The sequence below is a fragment of the Limosilactobacillus caccae genome (assembly GCF_900156885.1).
GTDB lineage: Bacteria > Bacillota > Bacilli > Lactobacillales > Lactobacillaceae > Limosilactobacillus > Limosilactobacillus caccae.
In genome coordinates this window covers 190775-214547 of sequence record NZ_FTOY01000009.1, presented here as the reverse complement: position 1 = coordinate 214547, position 23773 = coordinate 190775, and the positions used below count along the sequence as shown (strand labels likewise).

Here is a 23773-nt window from a genome sequence, read left to right as displayed (position 1 = left end):
AATCATCTCACTATCTATTCTGGCGGAAAGAATGCTTGTTGTTCACTTGCGTTTTCATAAAATTCTTCATTAACCTTACTATCTGGCTTAAAAATAACATGTATTCTTGTTCTTATAATACGATGTGAATATAAAGTATTTTGCATCCAGACTGCCATATTATATGGATGTGGCCAGTTGGATGTTGTTACTTTAGATGAAGCATTCTTATCCTCAAGTGGAACTTTGACAATAACACGAGCTTTTCCCTGACTATCAGCCGCTACTATTTGATTAATTATGTAATTATCAATTCTTTTGATAGTCACAGGATCATGCATTGTATTAGCAGCATAAATAGGTCGTTCATTGGTATTAAACGAAAATACTGCTCCAATAATAATTCCTAAAGGTAAAAATGGCTTTATCCATTTAATTGTCATTACACAATAAGCAATTGAAAAATTCAGAGCTAATATAAAAAAAGTGGTTACTGCCCACATTGAATCAGGTCGTCCAGCATATGAGCTTCCTGCTTTCGTATATGCTAAGAGTAAATACATTAAAGAAGTCAAAGAACAAAAAATCATACAACTGATTACTTTTAAAAAATCTCGACTTAATTTTAAATTATTATTCACAACTGCAATCATTATCAACGTTACCATTATAATTAGTAATGATAGTATCAAAATGAAAGTATTTTGTTGTTTAATGAAATAAATAAATTGTTTAACTGTCATTCCTAAGTTGTGTAGAAAAGTGCCCTTATTAGAAGACGAAACATCTTGAGCTCTTTGCCCGTTTAGATCAAAAATAACAGTTAAAATCCAAAAAATTAATATCAGTAGATATAGCCAAGAGTCCTTTAATAGATTACCCTCATACCCCTTTACTTTTCTATATATTATTTGTACTAATTTTGCAAAGCTAAAAGTTGCAATAATTATATTTAATTGTGTATTAGAAAAAATTGCAAAATATAAAAGGAAGATAAATATTCCTTTTCTTAAATTATTAAATCTATTGAAGTCCGTATTAAAAAATTTAAATTGCAACATATATAATACAATTAGTATATTTAATAATCCCGGTACGATGTAATAAAAAACACACGCTAAATCTGCTGCCCAAAAGCCTGTATAACTTGATTGATTAAATTTCTTAAATAGCAAGAAAAAAGATAGAAAACATATAATTTCACAAGCTACAGCTAATTTCTCTGACAATAAGAAACGTTTAATTAATACTTTATAAAAGTAATACAACATAGCAAAAATAAAAATAGCTTCAATTAGGCTTTCTGTAAAAGCCAAAGAACCTACATAATCCTTGCTAATCGGATAAACGATAAATGCAGCAATCGAACCTCCTAATGGCATTAAAACTTCTGGCAAAATTCTCGTAGGATTCCATGCCCCCCATAACGGAATAGGTTGTCTAAAGCCACCAATGTACCTCCAATCATCACCATCGAAAGGCAGGAGAGGAGCGAAACGTGTTAAAAATAATAATATACCAAGAAATAGCAAGACTTGGATCCCCAACTTTGCATGCTTTTTCATTTTTCTGTTTTCCTTCCTAGAGTATTGTTCTTCACCATTAAAATCAAAAATAGTATACCTAAGTCAACTATTAATCGCAGTAATACTGCAATATACCATTTTGGAAAATATCTTCCCCACCATAACCAGTATAAGTCTAGATGATGAATACATAAAATTGCTAATGTATTTCTTCCTATAGTTTTTAAGAAATTAAATGAACTATTCTTACTAATACCATTACTAATGAAAGAAATAATTATAGTTCCTGCTACAGCTTCTAGTATAGAAAAAATAAACAGGGGATAGTGCCTTACTGACATATCAATATAAACATTATTTTGAATCATTGCTATCCAGTATATAAAGATTGCTATTATAACTACCGATATCAAATATTTATTAAAATTCAATTTAGATTGTATCTCTCGTAGATAGGCACCGATCCACATAAACAACGAAGCAATAGGAACAATATCTAAAGCTTGCGGTAACCAAACATTATTAGAAACAACAAATGCAAAATACGATAAAATGCCAAGTACAAGGCCATTATAATTATTAGGAACTATTATTTGTAAAAAATCATAAAAGAATTTTGCCCAAAAAAATACTATTAAGAACCACATAACTCCGACATTGTTCAAATGGTCTATACCATAATTAGATCCCCAAAATATTCCTTTTAAATCTAACTGCAAAACACTCAATATATTTTTATGTTGAAATAATACAATTTCAAACCCCAAAAGGGTTATCATAATAGCCGCTAATAACCAAGAATTTATAAAATTTCGTTTTGTCTTTTTTAAAAGTTGATTCCAACTAATTATGGGGCTTGAAGTATAACCAGACATCATAAAAAAGAGCGGCATATGGAAAGAAAAGATAAAGGCAATTATAGATTTTTTAGAACATTCATGTCCTATTATCATTAAAATTATTGCAATTGCCTTAGCAATATCAACCCATATTATTCGCGTATTTTTCAACTTTACTTTTTCCATTTTGTCTCCCGATAATCCTCCGTATAGCTAATTATAGTTTTTTCATTTTACTTGTATACGTCTCACTCTCAATTGTAAAACGGGGACGATGTTTAACCTCTGAAAAGATTTTTCCAATATATTCACCAATTACACTAATTGAAATTAATTGAACGCCTCCTAGTAACCATATTGAAATCATAAGAGATGCCCAACCACTCACCACATGTCCCATACATTTTTCAGCAATTGTATATATCATACAAGCAATACTAATAAACACAGTTATCAATCCCAAATATAAAATTAAATGGATTGGAGCAATAGAAAAAGATGTAATTCCATCTAAAGCAAAATGTAACATTCTTCTAAAAGGATACTTTGACTGTCCGGCAAAGCGTTCTTTCCGTGCATAAAAAACCTTAGATGATTGATAACCAATTAATGGTACCATTCCACGCAAGAATAAATTTCGTTCTTTAAAATCTAATAAACTTTTAACAGCTCTTTTACTCAATAATCGATAATCAGCAGAATCAGGCACAAGATTTACACCTAGTTTTTGCATTAAGCTATAGAAAGTTAATGCAGTACGCCGTTTAAAAAAAGAATCAGTTTTTCTGCTATTTCTTACTCCATAAACAACATCTGAACCTTTATAATATTCTTCTACCATTTTAGAAATCGCATTAACGTCATCTTGTAGATCAGCATCAATAGTTATCATCATATCAGAAAAATCAACTGCCAGCGATAATCCTGCTAAAAGCGCGTTCTGATGACCATAATTACGTGAAAACTTTATACCAGTGACATAGGTATATTCCTTTGTATACTTAGAAATTAAACTCCAAGTTTTATCTCTACTACCATCATTAACAAACAAAAGTTTACTTTTCGATGCAACTTTATTTTTTTTGATTAAATTATTAAGAATTTCCCCTAATTCTTTTACGGTTTCTGGTAATACTTCTTCTTCGTTATAACAAGGAACAATTATTGTTAAAACATCATTATTCATGGTAACTTCCTCTAACGTATTTCTTACAACTTCGCCGTCAACTTCACATCAGGATACTTCTGCTTGAACCAATTTTCCGCAAACTGGTTTTCAAATAAGAAGAGTGGCTGGTCATGAATATCCTTAACCAGAATATTCCGTGAAGATGACATCTTTTCATCCAACTGATCTGGATCAATCCAGCGGGCAGTCTTGCTCCCCATTGGTTCCATGATAACTTCGGAATTATATTCGTTTTGCATCCGGAACTTGAAAACTTCAAATTGCAGTTGCCCAACGGCACCAAGGATATAGTCACCAGTCGTGTAAGAACGGTACAGTTGCACTGCCCCTTCTTGGACAAGTTGGTTGATTCCCTTGTGGAAGGACTTTTGCTTCATCACGTTCTTTGCTGATACCCGGACAAATAGTTCTGGCGTAAATTGTGGCAGCTTTTCAAATTGAATATCATTTTTACCATTGTAAATGGAGTCACCGATTTGGAAATTACCAGTGTCATACAAACCGATAATATCGCCGGCCACCGCCGTCTCAACATTTTCCCGTGTATCCGCCATGAATTCGGTCACGTTTGACAGCCGCAATGGCTTCTTCGTCCGTGACAAGGTCACATCCATCCCCCGGTCAAATTCACCTGAACAAATCCGGACAAAGGCAATCCGGTCACGGTGCCGTGGATTCATATTCGCTTGAATCTTAAAGACAAAACCAGAAAATTCAGGATCAAGTGGCTTAACCACGTCGCCGTCTTCTGTCTTGTGTTCACTTGGGGCCGGTGCAAATTGCAGGTAGGACTCCAAGAATGTCTGGACCCCAAAGTTAGTCAATGCAGACCCAAAGAAGACTGGGGTCTGATCTCCTTTAGCAATCTTCTCCCGGTCTAACTCGTTTCCGGCAACTTCAACTAGCTCCATCCCGTCAAGGGCATCTTGCCATTCACCGTCACCTTCAAGAGGATTAGCACCAATAACATTGCCATCATCGTCCAATGGCAAGTAAGGGTTGGCTTCATCAGCAGGATGGGTCAAAGCAACCCGCCGGTTAAAGCGGTCATAGACGCCCTTGAACTGGTGACCGGAGCCAATTGGCCAGTTCATCGGGTAAGTCTCAATTCCTAAGACATCCTCCACTTCATTCAGCAGGTCTAATGGCTCACGCGCATCCCGGTCAAACTTGTTCATAAAGGTAAAGATCGGAATTCCCCGCATCTTACAGATTTGGAAGAGCTTCTTGGTCTGTGGCTCAATCCCCTTGGCACTATCAATAACCATGACCGCTGAGTCAACGGCCATCAACGTCCGGTAGGTATCTTCAGAAAAATCCTCGTGCCCTGGGGTATCCAAGATATTGATCCGCTTTCCCTGGAAGTCAAACTGCATCACAGACGAAGTAACCGAAATTCCACGCTTCTTTTCGATTTCCATCCAGTCTGACTTGGCAAAGTTCCCCGTCTTCCGTGCTTTAACTGTTCCGGCTTCACGAACAACCCCCCCAAAGAGCAGGAGTTGCTCAGTAATCGTCGTCTTCCCCGCGTCCGGGTGTGAAATAATGGCGAAGGTCCGCCGCTTATTAACTGCTTCAGCAAGTTCTTTTGATGACTTCATTTAATTATTCCTTTCATCTTTTTTCGCGAAATATCTCTACTATAGTACTACACTTTTTTATGCAGGTCTATCCTTCACAAAAGTTACGGAAAGATTAAACTATTTGTATTCAATTGAACTTAATATTAAAAATCTGCTATGATATTAGAGTTAGAACTTATTTATTGAGGTATTTTTCTATATGAATAATCACGAATCACGCGAACATTACCGTAAGCGGATGGAAGAAAAGATCCGCCGGGACGTTAATGAACGCAAACAACGAGAAAGAGAAGAATCTGCACAAAACGCTCAATTAAAGCGCGAAGAAAAGCAACAACCAGCGGCTAACTTCCAGCCACCGCAAAAACACCATTACCGAACACCTAACTGGGTACGATTGTTAATCGGTTTGCTTATTTTCCTAGTTGTTATTGGTGGCTTCTATGAATACCATAAAATTCACTCAGCAACGCAGGGGATCTTTAGTGAAGGCGATGGTAAGATCAGCAAAAAGCTCCAGCGTGGTGAACCAGTTTCGGTCCTTACAATGGGGACAGACGTCGGTGCCCTAGATCGTGGTAATACCGGTGGTAACACTGATTCACTGGAGTTATTTACCATCAACCCTAAGAAGAAGACCATTACGATGACCAGTATTCCCCGTGACATCTTAGTCCGTGTTGAGACAAAAGATGGGCCTGACTATGTTAAGCTAAACGCTGCCTACGCAATTAACGGTCCAAAGCAGACGGTCAAGCAGGTATCCGAACTGCTCGATGTGCCAATTGACTATTATGCCGTTATTAACATGGGTGTCTTACAGAAAGTAGTTAATTCCGTCGGTGGGGTTGACGTCGATAACCCCTTCGCCTTTGACTACGAAGGGCACCACTTTAAGAAGGGAAAGCAGCACCTTAACGGGGAAAATGCTTTAAAGTACTCCCGGATGCGGTATGATGATCCAAACAATGATTACGGTCGGCAAAAACGCCAGCAACAAATCCTAAAGAGCGTTATCAAGAAGTTTAAGTCATCTGGCTCAATCAGCGCAGCCAACAAGATACTTGATGCCGTCGGTGATGGCGTTAAGACCAATATTCCAATTGATGATATTGCGACCCTTTATGGTAACTACCACGGCGCAATGCAAAATGTTAAGACCTACCACTTCCAAGGACAAAACGCAATGATTGAAGGAGTTTCTTTCCAGATTGCAAGTCCAAAAGAAATCAACCGGGTATCTAAACTCGTTCGCAAGCAGCTTAACCTAAAGCCAAAGAACGTTGTCAACCATGAGACCAAGATGTACAAGTCACAGCCACACTATAATGGCTTCGACAAAATCGACTTTATCCTTCCTGGTGGCGCCCGCTATAATGATCCTGGTAGTGGTAATGGTAGCGATGAGGTTACTGGCGTTCACCAAAAGAGTGAGGCCAATGAAAATGCTAGTAACGAAGAACAAGCTACAAGTGAATCACAAGTAGTACCAGCTAACCAACAACGGCAAACATACCCTACTCGCCAATACCCACAAACACAGCGACGCTACTATCCATCGCGGACATACCCCTCTAATGGATACCATTCGTATCATTCCAATACTTATGGAAACCGTTATGGTTATGCTCACCGTGCCTACTAAAGAAAAAGACGTATGAGAATGATTTTTCACATTCTCATACGTCTTTTTAGTCTGTCGTTTCTTCATCCTTGCCCGGATGCTCAATCTTGTAAATATCAAAAAGGTATTCACACACCGTCTTAATCACCGCATAAAATGGAATGCAGAGGATCATCCCGCCGATTCCAGCAATGTGCCCAGCAGCTAGCAAAAGCATAATTATCGTTAACGGGTGGATCTGAAGAGTCTTCCCAATGATATTTGGGTAAACGATATTCCCATCAATTTGCTGGACAATTAAGACAACAACAATCACCCAGATGATCTTTTCTGGGGCCATCGTCAAGGCAACAAATAGGGCTGGCGCAATCCCAATGTATGGACCGATATACGGGATGATATTGGTCAAACCGGCCACAATTCCAAGAACCAATGCCAGCGGTTGACCAATTATTAAGTAGCCGACTGAGGTAAATACGCCCACAAATAAACATTCAATTATCTGCCCTGAAATATAGGAAGACAGGGTGCCGTTCATCTTCGCAAGAAGCTCGTTAACTTCCTTGGCATGGTGTGGTGATAACCATTTTTGAATGCTGGGGCTAAGCTTTGAGCCATCCTTTAGCATATAAAATAGCATGACCGGCACGGTAATTGTCACCACAGTGATATTCGTCACCATTCCGATAATATCACCGACCCGTGACGAAAGACCTTTCAGGATCTTTTGCGCGTAACTGGCTAGCTGGTGGTCAAATTGGCGGTAATAAGTGTTTAAGTCAACGTTTCGCAAGAAAGTATCTTGAACAGTGTCATTAATCAGTTTTTGCAGACCCGTGACCGTTTGTGGGAGGTGGGTTACCAATAGGCTGATTTCTTTTACCACCGGTGGAATCAGTAAGGATAGGCCGCCGATAACTATCAAAATTAACAATAGGACAATTAGCAGGCTAGCAATCCCCTTGTTCATCTGAAACTTGCCAATCCGCAGCTTCATAAACAATTTGAGGACGGGGTTGAGCATATAGTACAAAAATCCCGAAATAATCAGCGGGACAAAAACAACCGAAATAAAGGTAAAGAACGGCTGGAAGATAAACTGAATCTTGGTACACATCCAGATTAAAGTGGCAACCGTAAGTAATAGCAATGGCCAGAATAGCCAGTGTGAAAATTTATGATTAAACATATTCGCTCCTAATAAAAAAGTCAGTAAATCCATTATAAAAGACTTACTGACTTTTTTAAATTATGAATATTAGTTACCAGTAACAGAGTTTGCAGTAACGTGGTAAGTATGACCATTCCCCGAAACAGTCCAGTCATTAGTACCGTTTGGTGTAGCAGTGTAGCCATCGATTGAATCAATGGATGGTAAATCAGAAGTCGATTGCCCCGCAACACCACGGTTGTTTAATTGGTTACCAATGTGTTCCTTAACAATGTTACGAGCATCAGTAGCTGACATCGTAGCTTGCTGCGTATTTTGCTTTACATTTGACTTAGCTGTACTTCCATTATCAGAAGTTGTCGTTGATGAAACAGAGTAGTTGTTTTCAGAACTACTTGATTTTGTAGAACTAGTTGCATCACTTTCTGAACTAGCTTTAGAATCATCACTGTCTTTAGAAGTACTGCTCTTAGCTTTAACAGCATCTTCTTTCTTGTTATCATGGTGCTTCTTAGTAGCAACCTTACTTGAAGTTACATCTGAGCTGTTATCAGATTCATTAGCCGAATTGTTACCACAAGCAGCTAAAGTCAACATCAAAGAACCAGCAGCAATTGTTGTAAATAACTTTTTAATTTTCATCTATCTTTCTCCTCGTTTCATATTATCGCTTATTATAACAGATTTCAGTATCTATAACTAAGTATATCTAAAGATTACAAAGTGATAAAGAAACTAGGCTTGAAGTATTTAGAATAACCAATCTTAACAACATCGCCTGGTTCTGGAGCGTGGACATATGTACCATTACCCAGTGAAATAGCAACGTGGTAAGGAGCGCTATCGCTACCGAAGAAGAGTAGTGAACCCTTTGGTGCAGTCATGACATTACGTTGGTGAGCACCTAACGTAGCTTGTTGGTAGGTTGTCCGGTAACGAGCACCTAAGCCATAAGCCCATTGTACTAAACCAGAGCAGTCAAACCCAGCCGGTGTGTTACCACCCCAAACGTATGGCACTCCTCGTTGTGATAAAGCACGGTCTACCTTAGCATCAACGTTGTTCTTAACAGATAAAATACCTTGAGCATCAGCATGGTACTTCTTACCCTTAATAGTAACATCATTATTTTGAACTAAGGCACCATCGTTACCAAAATAGTATTGGTGACCCCAGTTGCTGTAAACCGAATTGTCTAAACGAGCACCATCCTTGCCAAAGTAGTAGGTGTGGCCCCAGTTGTTGTAGAAGCCGTTATCTAAACGGACGCCATCTTTGTCAAAGTAATAGGTATGACCCCAGTTGTTGTAAAAGCCATCATCTAAACGAACACCATCATCACCAAAGTAGTAGGTGTGACCCCAGTTGTTGTAAAAACCGTTGTCTAAACGAGTACCATCTGCCTGGAAGTAGTATGTATGACCCCAATTGTTGTAGAAGCCATCGTTAAGACGCGTACCATCTGCTTTAAAGTAGTAAGTATGGTTATCTTTATTTAAGAAGTAATCCTTTTGTTGTTGACCTTGGTCATTAAAGTAGTACTGCGCACCGTTAATATCTTGAACGCCGGTAGCCTTTTGACCATCATTGTAGTAGTAAGTACTGCCGTTTTCAGTTTGCCAACCATTAAGTTGGTTGTTTTCTGCTTGTGGTGCAACTGCTACTGGGTTTGCTACCGTTGATTCAACATTAGCATCACTTGCCATATTACTACCTGCAGAACTAGCTTCATCAACAACGGATTGTGCAGAACTAGCTTCAACCTGTTGTGAAGTAGCAACGGTGTCAGCGGTATTTGCCGTATCAGCATTTGCAACAGTAGTAGTAGATACTCCAAATGCAACAGCTGCTGTAGTAATTGCCATGTAGCACCAGTTTTTGCCCTTCTTGAACATCTTAAAGTGTTTCTGTTCTTCCATTATCAATGAATCCTACCTTCCATTTTTTCATTTCTTTTCGTAAATAATTTCAACGCTTATTACTTTATCATAAAAAAGACGCCCATTGGTAAAATGGACGTCTTTGTTAATCAATGATAATGTTCGCAACATTAATGTAAAGAAAACGTTACATTAAAGATGTGCCCAGCATGAAACAAATCGTGTAATCTGCCTCATTAAATTTTATAAACTAAACGCTACTCGGTCATAGCGAGTTAAGTCGTACGTATTAATGACGTTTCGTAATGAGCTGGTGTAACTTGATGCAGTCGCATAACCGTCTGCACGGATTAAGTAGGTTGCTGTATTAGCGTCACGAACACCAATTAGGTTATGGTAACGACGGTTTTGAACCAAGAAGTCCGTATGATCTTGGACACTTGCGTTGTTATCTGGGTAACGACGGAAGCGGTCATTAATCATTACGTAACGGCCACCGTATTCTTCATACGTTGGCATATTTACCGACATTCCATGGTAACTACCCTTGATTCCAAAAAGATTATGGTACTTAGAAGCAAGCGATGACTTCCCCCAAGCACTCTCAAGGATAGCTTGTGCTAATGTCAATGACGGCAAAATCTTGTGCTGTGTCCAACCCTGGATAGCCCCGTTGACAATACTGCCGATAAAAGCATTGGTAGAACTTAAACGACCCTGGCTATCAAATGTTAAATTCCCATAGCCGAGATTAACTGTTTGGTTTTGCAGCAAAGCGCCATCTTTGCCAAAGTAATATACGTTACCCCAGTTATTGTAAAAGCTGTTGTCTAAACGAGCACCGTCTGCACCAAAGTAGTAAGTATGGCCCCAATTGTTGTAGAAGCTATTATCTAAACGCACGCCACCTTCGCCAAAGTAATAGGTATGACCCCAATTACTGTAGAAGCCATTATCTAAACGAGCACCGTCTTTTTGGAAGTAATAGGTGTGGCCCCAATTGTTATAAAAACCATCATCTAAACGGACGCCGCCTTTTCCAAAGTAATAGGTATGACCCCAATTGTTGTAAAAACCATTATCTAGGCGAGTACCATCCTTTTGGAAGTAGTAAGTGTGACCCCAATTGTTGTAGAAGCCATCATTTAACCGGGTACCATCTGCTTGGAAATAATAAGTATGGTTATTCTGGTTTAGGAAATAGTCCTTTTGTTGTTGACCTTGATCATTGAAGTAGTAATCCTTTCCTTCAATGCTTTGTTGACCAGTCAACTTCTGACCATTTTTATAGTAGTAGTTACTACCATTAGTATTCTGCCAACCATCTTGCGCTTCTACTGCTTGTGGTTGAATAGCGCGGCTAGCAGTTGATGGTTGCGTAGTATTTGCGTTTTCCTGGGTTGCTTCGCTATTAGTGTTTGCTGCTGTGTCAGCAGTTGTCGTTTGACCTTGTGGTTGCTGTGCTTGTGTCGTCAAGGTGACTGTGTTTGTATTTAGGTCTTGTGTGTTAGTCGTTGCTGAGGTATCACTTGCACTATCAGTACTGGTCGTATCCGCATTGGCATTTTGTGAAACAGATAGTGTACCTACTGCTACAGAAAGAGTAGCAATTGCCATGTAACACCAGTTTTTTCCTTTTTTAAACATTTTATAATGTTTATTAACACTCATTGACTTCTTTACCCCTTTTTTAATTTATAACATTATCTATCCTACCACATGTAGTTCGATAAAATTATTTTCTCCTGAAATGTTAATAAAGGATAAACTTTGAAACATTATTGTAACTTAAAAAAGGAGTGGTTGCCCACTCCCCTAGTTTTATCCTAAACAACCCTTCTAATACCAAAAACGCCATTCCAATTCGTCCGAATAAGGCTTCTCCATGTATAGCCAGGCTTTTGTAGAAGGTTGTCATCAAGGTTATTAATACCAACCCCACCAGTCTTAGAATATGGAGAATCATGAATAAAGTAACCGCCACCAAGATAGAGGATAACATGATTATACTTTCCGTCCTTCATGAATACTAAATCTCCACGCTTTAACTGGCTTAACGCCACGCCCTGTCCTGAATAAATTTCATTATAAGTAGAAGCTTGTAATCCGCCATTTAGTTGTACGCCGGCTTGGGCATATGCCCAGCGAACAAAGCTTGAGCAATCAAATTGATGCGCAGCAATACTTGCTGAAGTACGGCCACCTCCCCATACATACTTATAGCCAAGTTGCGACTTAGCTGCTTTAATTGCCGTTTCGATCTTACTATTAGTACTTGAAATAATCCCATTAGCATCTGCCCAATAACTATTTCCGTTTTCATTCACAACTTGGTTAGTAGCTAAAGCACCATCTGCGCCAAAATGATACAAGCTTCCCCAATTATAGTAGTAGCGGTTATCCCACCGGGCACCGTCTGCACCAAAGTAATAAGTATGGCCCCAATTGTTATAGAAGCCATTATCCAATCTGACGCCACCTTCTCCAAAGTAGTAGGTATGACCCCAGTTATTGTAGAAACCATTATCTAGGCGAGCACCGTCTTTTTGGAAATAATAGGTATGGCCCCAATTATTATAAAAGCCGTCATCTAAACGGACGCCGCCTTCTCCAAAGTAGTAGGTATGGCCCCAGTTATTGTAGAACTTATTATCCCAGCGTGCACCATCTTTGCCGAAGTAATAGGTGTGACCCCAATTATTATAAAAGCCATCATCTAACCGCGTACCGTCTTTTTGGAAGTAATAAGTATGATTATCTTGACTTAGGAAAAAGTCTTTTTGTTGTTGACCCTGATCGTTAAAGTAGTAGTTTTTGCCGGCAATAGTCTGCTGACCAGTCATCTTTTGACCATTCTGGTAGTAATAGCTATTACCATTAGTATTTTGCCAACCATCTTGTTCTCTTGCTGCTTGTGGTTGAATGGCACGGCTAGCTGTTGATGGTTGCGTAGGATTTGCATTTTTCTGTGTTGTTTCGTTATTAATGTCAGCAGTTGTTGTTTGACCTTGTTGTTGCTGCGCTTGTGTTGTCAAGGTGACTGTGTTTGTATTCAGGTCCTGTGCTTGTGCACTTGCTGCTGAGGTATCACTTGTATTGTCAATAATGGTCGTATCCGCATTAGCAGTTTGCGAACCAGCTAGTGTACCTACTGCTACCGCAAGCGTCGCAATTGCCATGTAACACCAGTTTTTCCCTTTTTTAAACATTTTGTAGTGTTTTTTAGTATTCATTATCGATACTCCCCCTTTTTCGAATACTATCTTATCATAAATAAATGAAAAATAATCGCTTTCATAAAAAGAAAAACACTGGAATTCATCACAACTCCAGTGTTTTTTAGGCCTAACCTAGTTTTGCATATTCATAATTTACTAGCTGTAAGAAATCGTTCATGTTATACCCAGTGCCAAAGTAATTACGAGCACGATTACTCCAGTAACCGTCTGGATCTGTATGGTCAGTACCACCTAAGTATTGCGTGACGTTATGGTGTGACCATAGTGTCCCTGTTCCATTCGACTGTGCTAATGAAGGGGTCAAACCATACTTACGCATATTATAGGCAGTGTAGTAAGCAGCATTTACTAATTCACGCGCAAAGTTCCAGCCGCCATATACTTCAACCTGTTCAAACTGAACAGCACGACCATTAGCAGGATAAGCAGCCCCCCATGCTTCGTGATCAGTTGTTGAAATTTGAATAATATTATTTGCGTCTACAAAGGCATGAACAAATGCATTGTCATAATGCGCACGTTCAAAATTAATTTCACCCCAAATACTATCTTTGGGGTTAGCTGTTTCATGAACGACAACCATATTCGGCTTGCCATTATCAGTGCCAGAATAAGTACCTGTTACAGCAGGAATAGCATTTTGATATGAGATGTTGGCATGACCAATTCCATTTCTTAGAATATATGAATTAACTCCGTTCCAACGAAGGGAAATTGGTGAAAGGATCCCAGCATTGTTGGCATTGTACTGACTACCATTTACCCAGATATTTTTATTTTGAGCTAATGAGCCATCACCAGTAAAGTAATAAGTATTGCCCCAGTTATTATAGAAGCTGTTATCTAAACGCACACCGCCATTGCCAAAGTAATAAGTGTGACCCCAGTTGTTATAGAAACCATCATCTAGACGCACACCACCATCGCCAAAGTAGTAAGTGTGACCCCAGTTATTATAGAAACCGTCATCTAAACGCACACCGCCATTGCCAAAGTAGTAAGTGTGGCCCCAGGTGTTATAGAAGCCATCATCTAAGCGAACACCATCTTTTTGGAAGTAGTAGGTGTGACCCCAGTTATTATAGAAACCATCGTTGAGCCGGGTGCCATCTGCCTGGAAATAGTAGGTATGGTTATTTTGGTTCAGGAAATAGTCCTTTTGTTGTTGTCCTTGATCATTGAAGTAGTAGTCTTTTCCTTCAATATTTTGCTGGCCAGTCAACTTTTGACCATTCTTGTAGTAATAACTATTACCATTAGTAGTTTGCCAGCCATTTTGTACCTCGGTAGCTTTCGGTTTTACAGGTTGGGATACTGTTTGCTCTTCTTGTTCAGAAACTGAACTGCTTTTTGTGTCATTTTGATTATTAGCAACTAATTCTTGACTATTTGATAATGACTTTTGACCATCATTTGAAATTGCAGCGCTAATGACAGCCTGACTAGTATCTGTACTATCTGCACTTGCATTCTGAGCAATCATTGTTGTTCCAAAGACAACGGAAACGATTGCCAGTGCCATATAACACCAATTCTTACCTTTTTTAAACATCTTATAGTGTTTGCGAATACTCATTTACACATTTACCCCTTCTATAAATTTAACATTGTCTATCCTACCACAAATATTTTAAAGATAAATAGATTTCGTTAATGTCTTATAAACTTATACTTTCTATGCATATAAAAAGATCTAAGAACTGGTATATGCGAAATGGATAGAGTTATTACGACCGCAAAACAAATTCGATAAATATTTCCTACAGTTATTGCTAAGAGATATGAATTACTGATTCTCATTACGAAGTTAATGAGATGCGGCCATATTTGAATAAAATCAAGGTCTATTAAATGGAAACAAAAAATACATAGTGACTCAGCACCTAAAAAGCAAAGGGCATTTTTTATTTTGCTTTCTTGACTTAACAAATCATTTTCAAGATACATTGAAAATTTGATAACCACAAGACTTGATGCAATTCCCCCAACTACCGCTAAATACATATTAGGAAATTGTAGATTATCTAATCCGAATAATCCTATTGTAGCTGTCATTAACCAAATTACGGACGAAACAATAATTACAATTTTGTGTTTAGCCACTAACAAATCAAATTTCTTTAAAATAAAACCTGCAAAAAAGAATACCTGTGCCAAAAGTGCTGCGTTAATTGACCATGGCAAATAAATGTACGTCTGTATATACATGCCAAGAAAAGCACAACAAGCCACAATTGCCCCCTTTATCACAAGATCATCTTTCTTAAAACTAAGCGACATAATAATATTAAATAGTTGTGTTCCAATAAAAAATGCTAACAAAAACCATATAGCTCCTATCGGGATAATTGATTTGCCAATAAATGGTAAATCAGCAGAAGCACCAATTCCATAAAGCGCAGATATAGATAGTTGTTTATAGCTAGTTACCCTTGATGGCGCAATTATTGGATTACTATAAAGCTTGTAGATTGTAAAGAGAAGAAATGCTAGTATGACGGTACCAATATAAGGAATTATTAAATTAAAAAAAGATGACTTTAAAAACCTATTTTTATTTTTAGGCTTATATAAATAACCGCTAAGAATAAAAAAGATTGGCATGTGAAATACATAAATTAAATTTGCAAAATAACTTGAAAAATAGTTTCCTAAAGAGTGACCAACAATTACAAAAAGAATTGCAATTCCTCGAGCTATATCAATCCATTCAATCCTCTTACCTAACATAAAGTTCTTTTCTCCAATATTTGATCTAATCTTAAATAATAATTTTTTGAATTAAATTTAGAGATACTATTTGCAATAGTTTCATTCTTAAATTTATTTTCATTTGCTATGTACATTTTTTGCACTAAATCTTTCGTGTTATTGCTGAGGTATACTAATCCATTTACTTGTTTTTTAATAATATCTTCATAACCACTAAAATCAGCAACAAGACACGGAATTCCACGAGACATTGCTTCGATCATCACCATAGGAAGCCCTTCATATTTTGACGTTAATACTAGAGCGTTAGGATGAATTTCTTCTACAATAATTTTCCAAGGATTTTTTGTCCAACCATGAAAAGTACAGTGACTATTAAGGCCAATACTATTTACATAGTCCTGTACTTCCCCATTACTACTATCCGCACCAAATAGGTCTAAATGAACTGGGTGAGAATAGTTTTTTATACCTTGGAATAACTCTCTCAAATTTTTTTGACCATCAAGCATTATTTTCCCAACATAAACAAGTCGAAGCGTATCCGAAGTATCGGGGGTATTTAGATCTCCTGCATACTGATCAACAGGATTAAATATTAAGCTAATTTTATTTTCATTTATTCCCAGATCCATTAATTGCTTCTTAATTGGTGTACTAATTGCCCAATGATTATCAGCCAAAGTAATATTATTTGGGTTAAACATATTTTGATTGATTAATGAGTAATGTATCCACGATGTTATCATATACTTTTTCTTCGTAATTTTCCTAATTTTCGAAGCTAAATTAATAGTATTTGCTCCTAAAATTATAAAGCGATCAGAATTACGAGCCGTTAAAAATATCCTTAATAGATAAAATAACTTATACGGCTTGCTTTCACTGTGGGGTTCATGAATTTTAACATTCTTCATTTGGTCTAACCATAATCTGTTTACTGGAATCGTAGTTAAATATAATTCAACCTGATACTTCTTAGATAAATGATTTAACGCCTTTTTTAAAACTGTTTCAGTCCCACCGTTTCCAGAAGCTGGCGCACAAATAAACTTTAATTTCATTGCTACACTCCTATTTTTTCATGAACAAAGTTTTAGCTTGCTCGAGAATTGGTGCCTTCGTGATAAAAAGGCATACAACATATACAACTGCGCCTAACATAATTTGTAATATTAAATTCATAATTGTCATACTTATAACGCTGTCAATTCTTGAAACAACAATATACATAAATAATCCACTTAAAAGATAACGCCATACGGAACTAAATAACCGACGACGACTTATAGTACCACGAATATAAAATAATTGAACCGCTGTAACAGAAAGTTCAGAAATCACTGTTGCAATGGCAGCACCATTAGCACCATACCATGAAATTAAAAAAAGATTAGTAATAATATTTACTACCGCTCCAATTGTAACTGAAATAGTATATTCATGCTCTCGATGAATTGGCATTAAATATTGAATACCAGTAACATTGCTCCATGCAATCATCAATATTGCTGGAGCTTCATAAAAAATAACACTACCAGTTGGTCCATACTGATCCCCTAAGAACCATGGTGCAAACTTATAAGAGATTGCCATTAGGCCAAACATTAATGGTACAGAGACAGCAGTTACAAAATCAAATGATTTGTATAAACTCTCCCGCACTCCTTTTATATCCCCAGAAGTAAACTTATTGGCAATATGAGGAAGCATTACAGTTCCTGTTGCAGTCACTACAGCCAAAACAAGCTTAACTATTTTATCCCCGAAATCAAATTGAGAAACAGCGGCTTGTGGAGCCATCCTTCCAAGCATAATTCGGTTTACAACCAAGTAAATCTGAGTCGTTATTGTCGGGATAAATAGTAGCAATGTTGGGTAAAAGTGGCCGAACGGACGCCATTTTTTTATACTAACCCACTCAATGCTTCTACGTAAATAAGGCCACAACGTTGCACTTCCTGCTAGCTGAGCAAATCCAAGTAAGAAAATATATTTACTTAAGTCATTTTCATTACGTACAAGAATAAAAATCAATGCAATTGAAATCAATTTTACAATTGTATTTCTTGTAACTGTCTTTTTAAAGTCTTCTAACCCCATAAAATACCATGAAATATCTATACCATAAGCTATAATCCATAGCGCTTGGAGTAGAAAATAAACTTTAAAAGCACTACTAAATAAAAATACTGCCATCAAATAAGCGATTAATGCAACCGAACTGGTCATTAACTGTAATGAAACAATTTCAAAAAATGACTTTGACCGCTCATACTTATTTTCTCGCTTATAAGCTATTTCACGGTTCCCATATAAGGATATCCCTAATTGACCAATTAAGTAAAAAAATGTTACCCAACCGTTAGTATAGGTATTAATTCCATTATTATGCGCTCCTAATACCCGTGATACATATGGGGTCGTTATTACAGGGGCTAGCATCAGCAAAATCTGATACCCTGCATTATATAAATAGTTTTTGATGACCTTCATATAATAACCTCGTCTAACTCTTCAAACTAAAGTTTAATTTTACCACTGTCCTTTACTAAACAAAAGGCTAGCTAAAGTAACTCAATAATAATAACGGCGAATCAAGGACATTCCTCAATTCGCCATTGTTATTATTTAAATTCTTCATTAACTGCTGTCAGCGCCGCATGTAATACCTGATCCATGTTGTAGTAACGGTATTGTCCTAAGCGACCACCAAAGATTACATTTTCTGCCTTTTCACTAGCAAGTTTGGCGTATTGCTTGTACAGCTCATTGTTCCGTTGGTTGTTAACCGGGTAGTATGGTTCATCACCCCGGTGCCAATCGGCTGGGTACTCACGAGTAATAATGGTCTTATCCTTGTCACCTTTACCAAATTCAAAGTGCTTATGCTCAATAATCCGCGTGTAAGGAGTTTCCGCATCAGTATAGTTGATCACTGCATTACCCTGGTAATTTCCGACATGCTTTTCTTCCGTTTCAAAACGCAAGCTCCGGTATTGGAGTTCGCCTAACTGATAATCAAAAAACTGGTCAATCATTCCGGTAAAGACAACCTTTGGGTATTCCTTAAGGTATTCCTCTTTCTTATCAAAGAAGTCTACCCCGGTTTCAACATCAATTAGGTCACTATCAAGCATCTTTTCGACGATTTGTGTATAGCCGCCAATTGGAATACCTTGATAAGGATCATTAAAGTAGTTGTTATCATAAACTAGCCGGACAGGAAGCCGCCGGATAATGAAGGCTGGCAATTCGGTTGCCTTTTGCCCCCATTGCTTCTCTGTGTAACCCTTGATCAATTTTTCGTAGATATCCCGGCCAATGAGGGAAATGGCTTGCTCCTCTAAGTTAGTTGGTGTCTTCCCAGCCATCTCTTGCCGCTGTTCATCAATCTTTGCCATTGCTTCTGCTGGCGTCCGTACACCCCACATTTGGCTAAAGGTGTTCATGTTAAATGGCAGATTGTACATGTGGCCCTTGTAATTGGCTACCGGACTATTAGTGTAACGATTAAACTCAGCAAATTGGTTAACATAGTTCCAAACCTCCTTGTTGGAAGTGTGAAAAATATGAGCACCGTACTGGTGAACCTGAATCCCATCAATTTCTTTAGTGTAGATATTTCCAGCAACATGGTCACGCTTTTCAATTACTTTCACGCGATTCCCACGTTTAGCGGCTTCGTATGCAAATGTGGCACCGAAAAGGCCGGCACCAACAACTAGATAATCATAATTATTCATATTCTTATCCTCATTTCAGTATATAATCTTTCATATTCTAACAGACTTCTTTAAAACAGACAAAAGGACTTACCGTTGCAAGCCCCTTTGTCTGTTAAAGTTTCATATTTTTATCTAATAAGGCAATTAATTTATCTGAAATTGGCCGTTCAACTTTTCTTGCCCACCAATAGTTACCCGAACTAATCTTTTCATAATCTTCCTCATCTAATATTGCGGGGCGGCTACCATGCTTTTCATGCATTTCAATATAATGATGAATATCTTTATTAATTCGAAGTTTATATTGAGAATTACATAAAATTGTTTGCAGCCACATCTCATCAGAACAAAAACTTGTTGAAAAAATCTTTTCTAATTCTGGATGCTTATCATAATAATCAATCGCGTATTGTAGGGCATCACGAGGAATATCAACCCACTCTTGACCAGCATAAATATAGTTATCTTGTAAATTATATTTTTTTAATTTATTCACTCTAAGAACAGTTTGAATAAGCAACAAAATACGATGGTAAATTTTGCCAAAAGTTGTTCGGCGGTTAATCTGATCATAGTTAAAGTAGTATTTAACCCACCATATTTCCGGCTCACCTGTTTTCTTCATAGACACTGCTGACCAATAGTTCATAAAAATTTGATTATTTTCTTCAAAAAAATCATAAATTTTTTGTGGCGATTGAGCTGGCCAATCCTGTCCAGAGATTAAATGAAAGTAGGTGTTTCTCTCATTACGTAAGGCAATTTTCATTAAATCAATTGTTGCCCTAACTATGCTATAACTTCCCCACTTAACATTGTATTTAGAGATAAATGTCGACGAAACTTTCTTAATCCTTTTTTTCTGCTGATCACTTAGAACCGTCTTTTTATCAAAATGAATATAAACATTGAAACTTTTTGAAAGGCGCGTTGCTAGTTCAATAACCTGGTCTATATTTTTATGAGCTAATATTAAAACTGCTTGCATCAGTCTCTCTCCTACTAATGATTTATCCCCTTAGTAATACCCAATCTATTAGTTATACGCCTTATAACTGCTCTTCGACTTAAATCATCAGTTTTGAAAACTGTTAAATATTTCACCTTATATTCCTTATGTTTCTCAAGCCATACATTTAACAATCTCTCACTTAAAAAACCGTATAATCGTTTTTGATAATCTGTATACCCTGTCATATCAGTTCTTTTTTCAACTTCAAACAGCACATCAAATAACCATGCACTATACTCATCCATTTTCTCCTTCGAAGAATAAAACATATTATAAGGTGACATCCAACTTGAACTATGCATTACTTTATCAAACGCATCAACATAATCAGGATATTTTTCAGCAATCACATTCCTTGTATTTTGCATATCTATTTCATGATTTGCTTTATTAAATTGGGTCCACAAGTCCTTACCACCTTCATCTTCAGGGTGGGCAACTACCCAGTCATAATCCTCTAGCAAACCATCTAACTGATCTACTGACGCCGGCTTAACTCGACTACCCATAAGGATCAAATAAGCATACATTGCAAAACGACCGCCAATACTTTTAGAATAAAAGAAGCGCCGATAGTGAGCTAAGCCAACATTTTTAGCTTTAGAATTTTTCCAAATCCAGTAAAGACCCGTTAGTTCACAATACTCAGGATTTTTATCAGAAATATTATCCATAGTGTTATCTGTAAGATAATTAAGAGGATTAGGATTTTTATTTGCTCCAACCATCATCGGTACATAGCCAGTTGGAAGCTTATCTGCATAATTAAACTCTTTATGCGTAATTACATATACTGTCATTATAAGAACTCCTTAAAACTAGGCAATGTGTTTCCAGGTAGTAATAACAAAAGAAATTAACATCCCCGCAACTATTCCTAAAGCAGTTCCAACGAGAGTCCATTTTTTAATAGAACTATGTTTTTCTGAACTAGTATTCTTAAGGGTAGCCTTAGGATAAACATGAACCTCGCCTATACCTTGTTGCATTTTAGGAAGTTCTTTTTTTGCTGCCATTGCCGTATTATTTACAAAAGCAACTGACTGTTTTGCATCTTTAGTAGTTGCTTTAATAGTTATAATCAAGGAATCAGGTCGATTATTAGTATCGATACTATCAGATAATAATTTGATTGAAGTATTTTTTCTAATGTTTTTTGGCAAAGATTTCCATGTACTTTCCGTAACTTGGCGTCCCTTTATCATGTCCTCATAGGTTGGAATCATTGCTAAATCAGCACTAACTTGGGAGCGTGCTCTTTTGGCATTTAAGTTATGACTAATCATAATACTACGTTCTGCAGTATAGGTGATAGTTTGTTTATGCCTTGCTAACATATAAAAACATCCTCCACCCACTACGGCAAAGATGATAATCACAATAATATTCTTCCAAATAATTCTTATCAAATCATTTAGACTGTACTTTTTGTTTTCCAACTATATATACCTCCGAAATAGTTTTGGGATTTGCTAATAAAGCTAATAAAAACGGATTGTAAGACAACTCAAGTAAATGCTGCTCCACAAAACAACTAATAGTAACAATAAATAGGACAGCAGTAAGAGCGTAATCTCTTCTCATAACTCCTCTTATTGAAAGAGCTATCATAACTCCAACAATAATTAAAGTAACAATAATCCCATATATCATAATTAATCGTAAATAAGAAGAGTCAATGTAAAAATATCCTATATTTCCATGATGGAAGACAGATAGTCCTTTATTACCGCCTAGTCCAGTTTCCTCAACCTTTTGACCTAGCCAAGTAAATCGATATCTATACATTGACATAAGGCCATAAGACAGTCTTCCAGAGAGTGCATGATCAATTTTATAATAAATATGATTTGTGTTATCAAAAAAGTATGTTCCCGCAAAACTGGTAAAAGCCAAGAAAGGAATAAATGCCCAATAAAGTGATGGAATAAGCCGCACAATTTTACACTGTGATTTTTCTGCTGCTTTTGCCATTAAAACAGTTGGAATTATTAGTATTATACAAATAATACTTAAGCGAGCATCAGTTATTAATTTTAATAAAAATGCTATTACTAAATAACTAAGGTAATAATGCCAGTTTAGCTTTTGATATTTAAGATAAACATTAGCCAATATTAAGTATAAAACATGAGAAGCCAAATCTGTTGGATATACTATTCCTAAAGCATATCGAGTTGCACGACCATGTACAACAAACACTAAGTCTTTAATTATTCCAACCACAGAAAATAACATTACACTTAATAATAAAATCAATGTTGTATAAAAATAACACTTAATAATATTAGTAAATGAAACATCTTTAGCTGCTAATATAAACGCTGCCATAACGAGAATTAGATTAGATGTTGATAGACGCCACGAGCAAATAGCAATCAACATGAAAAAAGTAATTATTAATTTATCCTTTAAGTTGTATCTATCAAATAAATAAATTTTTAAGATAAGTAGAGCACTACATGCATAAGACGCTAAATTAAAGGGTCTACTCCCCAAGTAAGGATCAAAAGTTGTATTTCTTAAAAAAGAGAAAAAAAGGTAAAAAACCAATACTCCTAGATAAAGCTGTTGCCCTGTAACTGGTGCATTTAGCACCTCTTTTACTTTTTTCAAAATTTATTTACCACACTTCCTAGTAAGCACCTTCGCTCTTGAAAATACTAATAATATTCTTAAACATTATTGCAGCATCAAAAGTAAACGAAGCCTTATCAACATACTCAAGCTCAACATCACACCGCTCAGGGTATGGAATATTACTCCGGCCACTAGATTGCCACAGGCCCATCGCGCCTGGTTTAACTGATAGGAACTTATCAACCCGGTTCCCGTATTCCGCTAATTCTGCTTTGACAATTGGCCGCGGTCCAATAATACTCATGTCCCCCGCTAAGATGTTAATGAATTGGGGAATCTCATCAACTGATGACTTTCGCAGCCACCGACCTAAATGGGTAATCCGCGGATCCTCTTCCGGTTCCAGCTTATAATTATTGGCAACGTACTTTGCATACATCTCTGGATCATTTTCCAAGATTGTGTCCGCATTAACAATCATTGAGCGGAACTTATAAATCTTAAACGGCTTACCATGCCAGCCAATCCGCTCTTGCTTGTAAAATAGTGGTCCCTTATTATCGCCGAAACGATTCATAACAAAGATAATAAGGAAAACCGGACTGAAACAAATCAGTGCAATTACCGATAACAAGATATCAAAGAACCTTTTCCAGAAAAGGTACATCATTGATTGTTGTTTAATTGTCCCTTTCTCATTCATGATTCTCA

20 protein-coding genes are annotated in these 23773 nt (G+C 37.0%); 1 reads left to right on the top strand and 19 read right to left on the bottom strand.

All coding sequences use genetic code 11. From position 1 onward, the window contains the following. Positions 1-14 precede the first annotated feature (14 nt). Genes CZ502_RS03295 through CZ502_RS03280 form a run of 4 tightly spaced genes read right to left on the bottom strand, consistent with a single transcriptional unit; the run spans position 15 to position 5134 of the window. Positions 15-1544: a hypothetical protein gene (locus tag CZ502_RS03295; RefSeq protein ID WP_076459670.1), complete on the bottom strand. Its 1530-nt coding sequence runs from the start codon at positions 1542-1544 to the stop codon at positions 15-17. Beyond that, positions 1541-2530 (bottom strand): acyltransferase family protein, encoded by a 990-nt coding sequence (locus CZ502_RS03290; RefSeq protein WP_076459669.1) that lies wholly within the window; start codon positions 2528-2530, stop codon positions 1541-1543. The genes CZ502_RS03295 and CZ502_RS03290 overlap by 4 nt, the downstream gene beginning before the upstream one ends. Before the next feature lie 31 nt (positions 2531-2561). Continuing rightward, complete coding sequence (locus CZ502_RS03285) at positions 2562-3530, bottom strand: glycosyltransferase family 2 protein (protein WP_076459668.1); 969 nt, start codon at positions 3528-3530, stop codon at positions 2562-2564. 23 nt (positions 3531-3553) lie between these two features. Then, positions 3554-5134, bottom strand: a complete 1581-nt coding sequence (locus CZ502_RS03280; RefSeq protein WP_076459667.1) for a peptide chain release factor 3 — start codon at positions 5132-5134, stop codon at positions 3554-3556. 181 nt (positions 5135-5315) lie between these two features. Between CZ502_RS03280 and CZ502_RS03275 the strand changes: the two genes are divergently transcribed. Further along, positions 5316-6761, top strand: a complete 1446-nt coding sequence (locus CZ502_RS03275) for an LCP family protein (RefSeq protein WP_076459666.1) — start codon at positions 5316-5318, stop codon at positions 6759-6761. A 46-nt stretch (positions 6762-6807) separates the two neighbouring features. On the opposite strand, the gene CZ502_RS03270 is transcribed toward CZ502_RS03275, so the two are convergent. From CZ502_RS03270 to CZ502_RS03195, 15 genes are all read right to left on the bottom strand, one after another. Then, positions 6808-7929 carry an AI-2E family transporter gene (locus CZ502_RS03270; protein ID WP_076459665.1) on the bottom strand — a complete coding sequence of 374 codons (1122 nt, stop codon included), beginning with the start codon at positions 7927-7929 and terminating at the stop codon, positions 6808-6810. 69 nt (positions 7930-7998) lie between these two features. Next, positions 7999-8553, bottom strand: coding sequence for a hypothetical protein (locus CZ502_RS03265; RefSeq protein WP_076459664.1), 555 nt, complete (start codon positions 8551-8553; stop codon positions 7999-8001). 74 nt (positions 8554-8627) lie between these two features. Next, positions 8628-9830 carry an NlpC/P60 family protein gene (locus tag CZ502_RS03260; RefSeq protein ID WP_076459663.1) on the bottom strand — a complete coding sequence of 401 codons (1203 nt, stop codon included), beginning with the start codon at positions 9828-9830 and terminating at the stop codon, positions 8628-8630. Positions 9831-10034: 204 nt separating this feature from the next. Then, positions 10035-11462 (bottom strand): glucosaminidase domain-containing protein, encoded by a 1428-nt coding sequence (locus tag CZ502_RS10555; RefSeq protein ID WP_083673313.1) that lies wholly within the window; start codon positions 11460-11462, stop codon positions 10035-10037. A gap of 155 nt (positions 11463-11617) precedes the next feature. Then, positions 11618-13024 (bottom strand): NlpC/P60 family protein, encoded by a 1407-nt coding sequence (locus CZ502_RS03245; protein ID WP_076459662.1) that lies wholly within the window; start codon positions 13022-13024, stop codon positions 11618-11620. A 112-nt stretch (positions 13025-13136) separates the two neighbouring features. Next, the gene (locus CZ502_RS03240; RefSeq protein WP_083673312.1) at positions 13137-14606 is read right to left on the bottom strand and encodes an N-acetylmuramoyl-L-alanine amidase; all 1470 of its coding nucleotides are present in this window, start codon (positions 14604-14606) and stop codon (positions 13137-13139) included. 74 nt (positions 14607-14680) lie between these two features. Next, positions 14681-15760: an acyltransferase family protein gene (locus CZ502_RS03235; protein WP_076459661.1), complete on the bottom strand. Its 1080-nt coding sequence runs from the start codon at positions 15758-15760 to the stop codon at positions 14681-14683. Continuing rightward, positions 15754-16806 carry a glycosyltransferase gene (locus CZ502_RS03230; protein WP_076459660.1) on the bottom strand — a complete coding sequence of 351 codons (1053 nt, stop codon included), beginning with the start codon at positions 16804-16806 and terminating at the stop codon, positions 15754-15756. Before CZ502_RS03230 ends, CZ502_RS03235 begins: the two co-directional genes overlap by 7 nt. A gap of 10 nt (positions 16807-16816) precedes the next feature. After that, positions 16817-18238 (bottom strand): flippase, encoded by a 1422-nt coding sequence (locus CZ502_RS03225; protein ID WP_076459659.1) that lies wholly within the window; start codon positions 18236-18238, stop codon positions 16817-16819. Positions 18239-18369: 131 nt separating this feature from the next. Further along, positions 18370-19488 (bottom strand): UDP-galactopyranose mutase, encoded by a 1119-nt coding sequence (gene glf / locus CZ502_RS03220; RefSeq protein WP_076459658.1) that lies wholly within the window; start codon positions 19486-19488, stop codon positions 18370-18372. Positions 19489-19582: 94 nt separating this feature from the next. Continuing rightward, complete coding sequence (locus CZ502_RS03215; RefSeq protein ID WP_076459657.1) at positions 19583-20458, bottom strand: beta-1,6-N-acetylglucosaminyltransferase; 876 nt, start codon at positions 20456-20458, stop codon at positions 19583-19585. Between the two features lie 14 nt (positions 20459-20472). Continuing rightward, positions 20473-21282: a DUF4422 domain-containing protein gene (locus CZ502_RS03210; RefSeq protein WP_076459656.1), complete on the bottom strand. Its 810-nt coding sequence runs from the start codon at positions 21280-21282 to the stop codon at positions 20473-20475. 18 nt (positions 21283-21300) lie between these two features. Beyond that, positions 21301-21921 carry a Wzz/FepE/Etk N-terminal domain-containing protein gene (locus CZ502_RS03205; RefSeq protein ID WP_076459655.1) on the bottom strand — a complete coding sequence of 207 codons (621 nt, stop codon included), beginning with the start codon at positions 21919-21921 and terminating at the stop codon, positions 21301-21303. Continuing rightward, the gene (locus CZ502_RS03200; RefSeq protein ID WP_076459654.1) at positions 21893-23098 is read right to left on the bottom strand and encodes a hypothetical protein; all 1206 of its coding nucleotides are present in this window, start codon (positions 23096-23098) and stop codon (positions 21893-21895) included. The genes CZ502_RS03205 and CZ502_RS03200 overlap by 29 nt, the downstream gene beginning before the upstream one ends. A gap of 19 nt (positions 23099-23117) precedes the next feature. Next, the gene (locus CZ502_RS03195; protein WP_076459653.1) at positions 23118-23765 is read right to left on the bottom strand and encodes a sugar transferase; all 648 of its coding nucleotides are present in this window, start codon (positions 23763-23765) and stop codon (positions 23118-23120) included. Between the last annotated feature and the right edge of the window lie 8 nt (positions 23766-23773).

Bases quoted from the DNA above. Each gene is read 5' to 3' on its own strand.
- CZ502_RS03270 (WP_076459665.1), bottom strand. From the start codon at position 7,929: ATGTTTAATCATAAATTTTCACACTGGCTATTCTGGCCATTGCTATTA.
- CZ502_RS03260 (WP_076459663.1), bottom strand. From the start codon at position 9,830: ATGGAAGAACAGAAACACTTTAAGATGTTCAAGAAGGGCAAAAACTGG.
- CZ502_RS03225 (WP_076459659.1), bottom strand. From the start codon at position 18,238: ATGAAGGTCATCAAAAACTATTTATATAATGCAGGGTATCAGATTTTG.
- glf (WP_076459658.1), bottom strand. From the start codon at position 19,488: ATGAATAATTATGATTATCTAGTTGTTGGTGCCGGCCTTTTCGGTGCC.
- CZ502_RS03195 (WP_076459653.1), bottom strand. From the start codon at position 23,765: ATGAATGAGAAAGGGACAATTAAACAACAATCAATGATGTACCTTTTC.
- CZ502_RS03230 (WP_076459660.1), bottom strand. From the start codon at position 16,806: ATGAAATTAAAGTTTATTTGTGCGCCAGCTTCTGGAAACGGTGGGACT.
- CZ502_RS03295 (WP_076459670.1), bottom strand. From the start codon at position 1,544: ATGAAAAAGCATGCAAAGTTGGGGATCCAAGTCTTGCTATTTCTTGGT.
- CZ502_RS03280 (WP_076459667.1), bottom strand. From the start codon at position 5,134: ATGAAGTCATCAAAAGAACTTGCTGAAGCAGTTAATAAGCGGCGGACC.
- CZ502_RS03210 (WP_076459656.1), bottom strand. From the start codon at position 21,282: ATGACAGTATATGTAATTACGCATAAAGAGTTTAATTATGCAGATAAG.
- CZ502_RS03290 (WP_076459669.1), bottom strand. From the start codon at position 2,530: ATGGAAAAAGTAAAGTTGAAAAATACGCGAATAATATGGGTTGATATT.
- CZ502_RS03235 (WP_076459661.1), bottom strand. From the start codon at position 15,760: ATGTTAGGTAAGAGGATTGAATGGATTGATATAGCTCGAGGAATTGCA.
- CZ502_RS03275 (WP_076459666.1), top strand. From the start codon at position 5,316: ATGAATAATCACGAATCACGCGAACATTACCGTAAGCGGATGGAAGAA.
- CZ502_RS03215 (WP_076459657.1), bottom strand. From the start codon at position 20,458: ATGCAAGCAGTTTTAATATTAGCTCATAAAAATATAGACCAGGTTATT.
- CZ502_RS03240 (WP_083673312.1), bottom strand. From the start codon at position 14,606: ATGAGTATTCGCAAACACTATAAGATGTTTAAAAAAGGTAAGAATTGG.
- CZ502_RS03245 (WP_076459662.1), bottom strand. From the start codon at position 13,024: ATGAATACTAAAAAACACTACAAAATGTTTAAAAAAGGGAAAAACTGG.
- CZ502_RS03285 (WP_076459668.1), bottom strand. From the start codon at position 3,530: ATGAATAATGATGTTTTAACAATAATTGTTCCTTGTTATAACGAAGAA.
- CZ502_RS10555 (WP_083673313.1), bottom strand. From the start codon at position 11,462: ATGAGTGTTAATAAACATTATAAAATGTTTAAAAAAGGAAAAAACTGG.
- CZ502_RS03265 (WP_076459664.1), bottom strand. From the start codon at position 8,553: ATGAAAATTAAAAAGTTATTTACAACAATTGCTGCTGGTTCTTTGATG.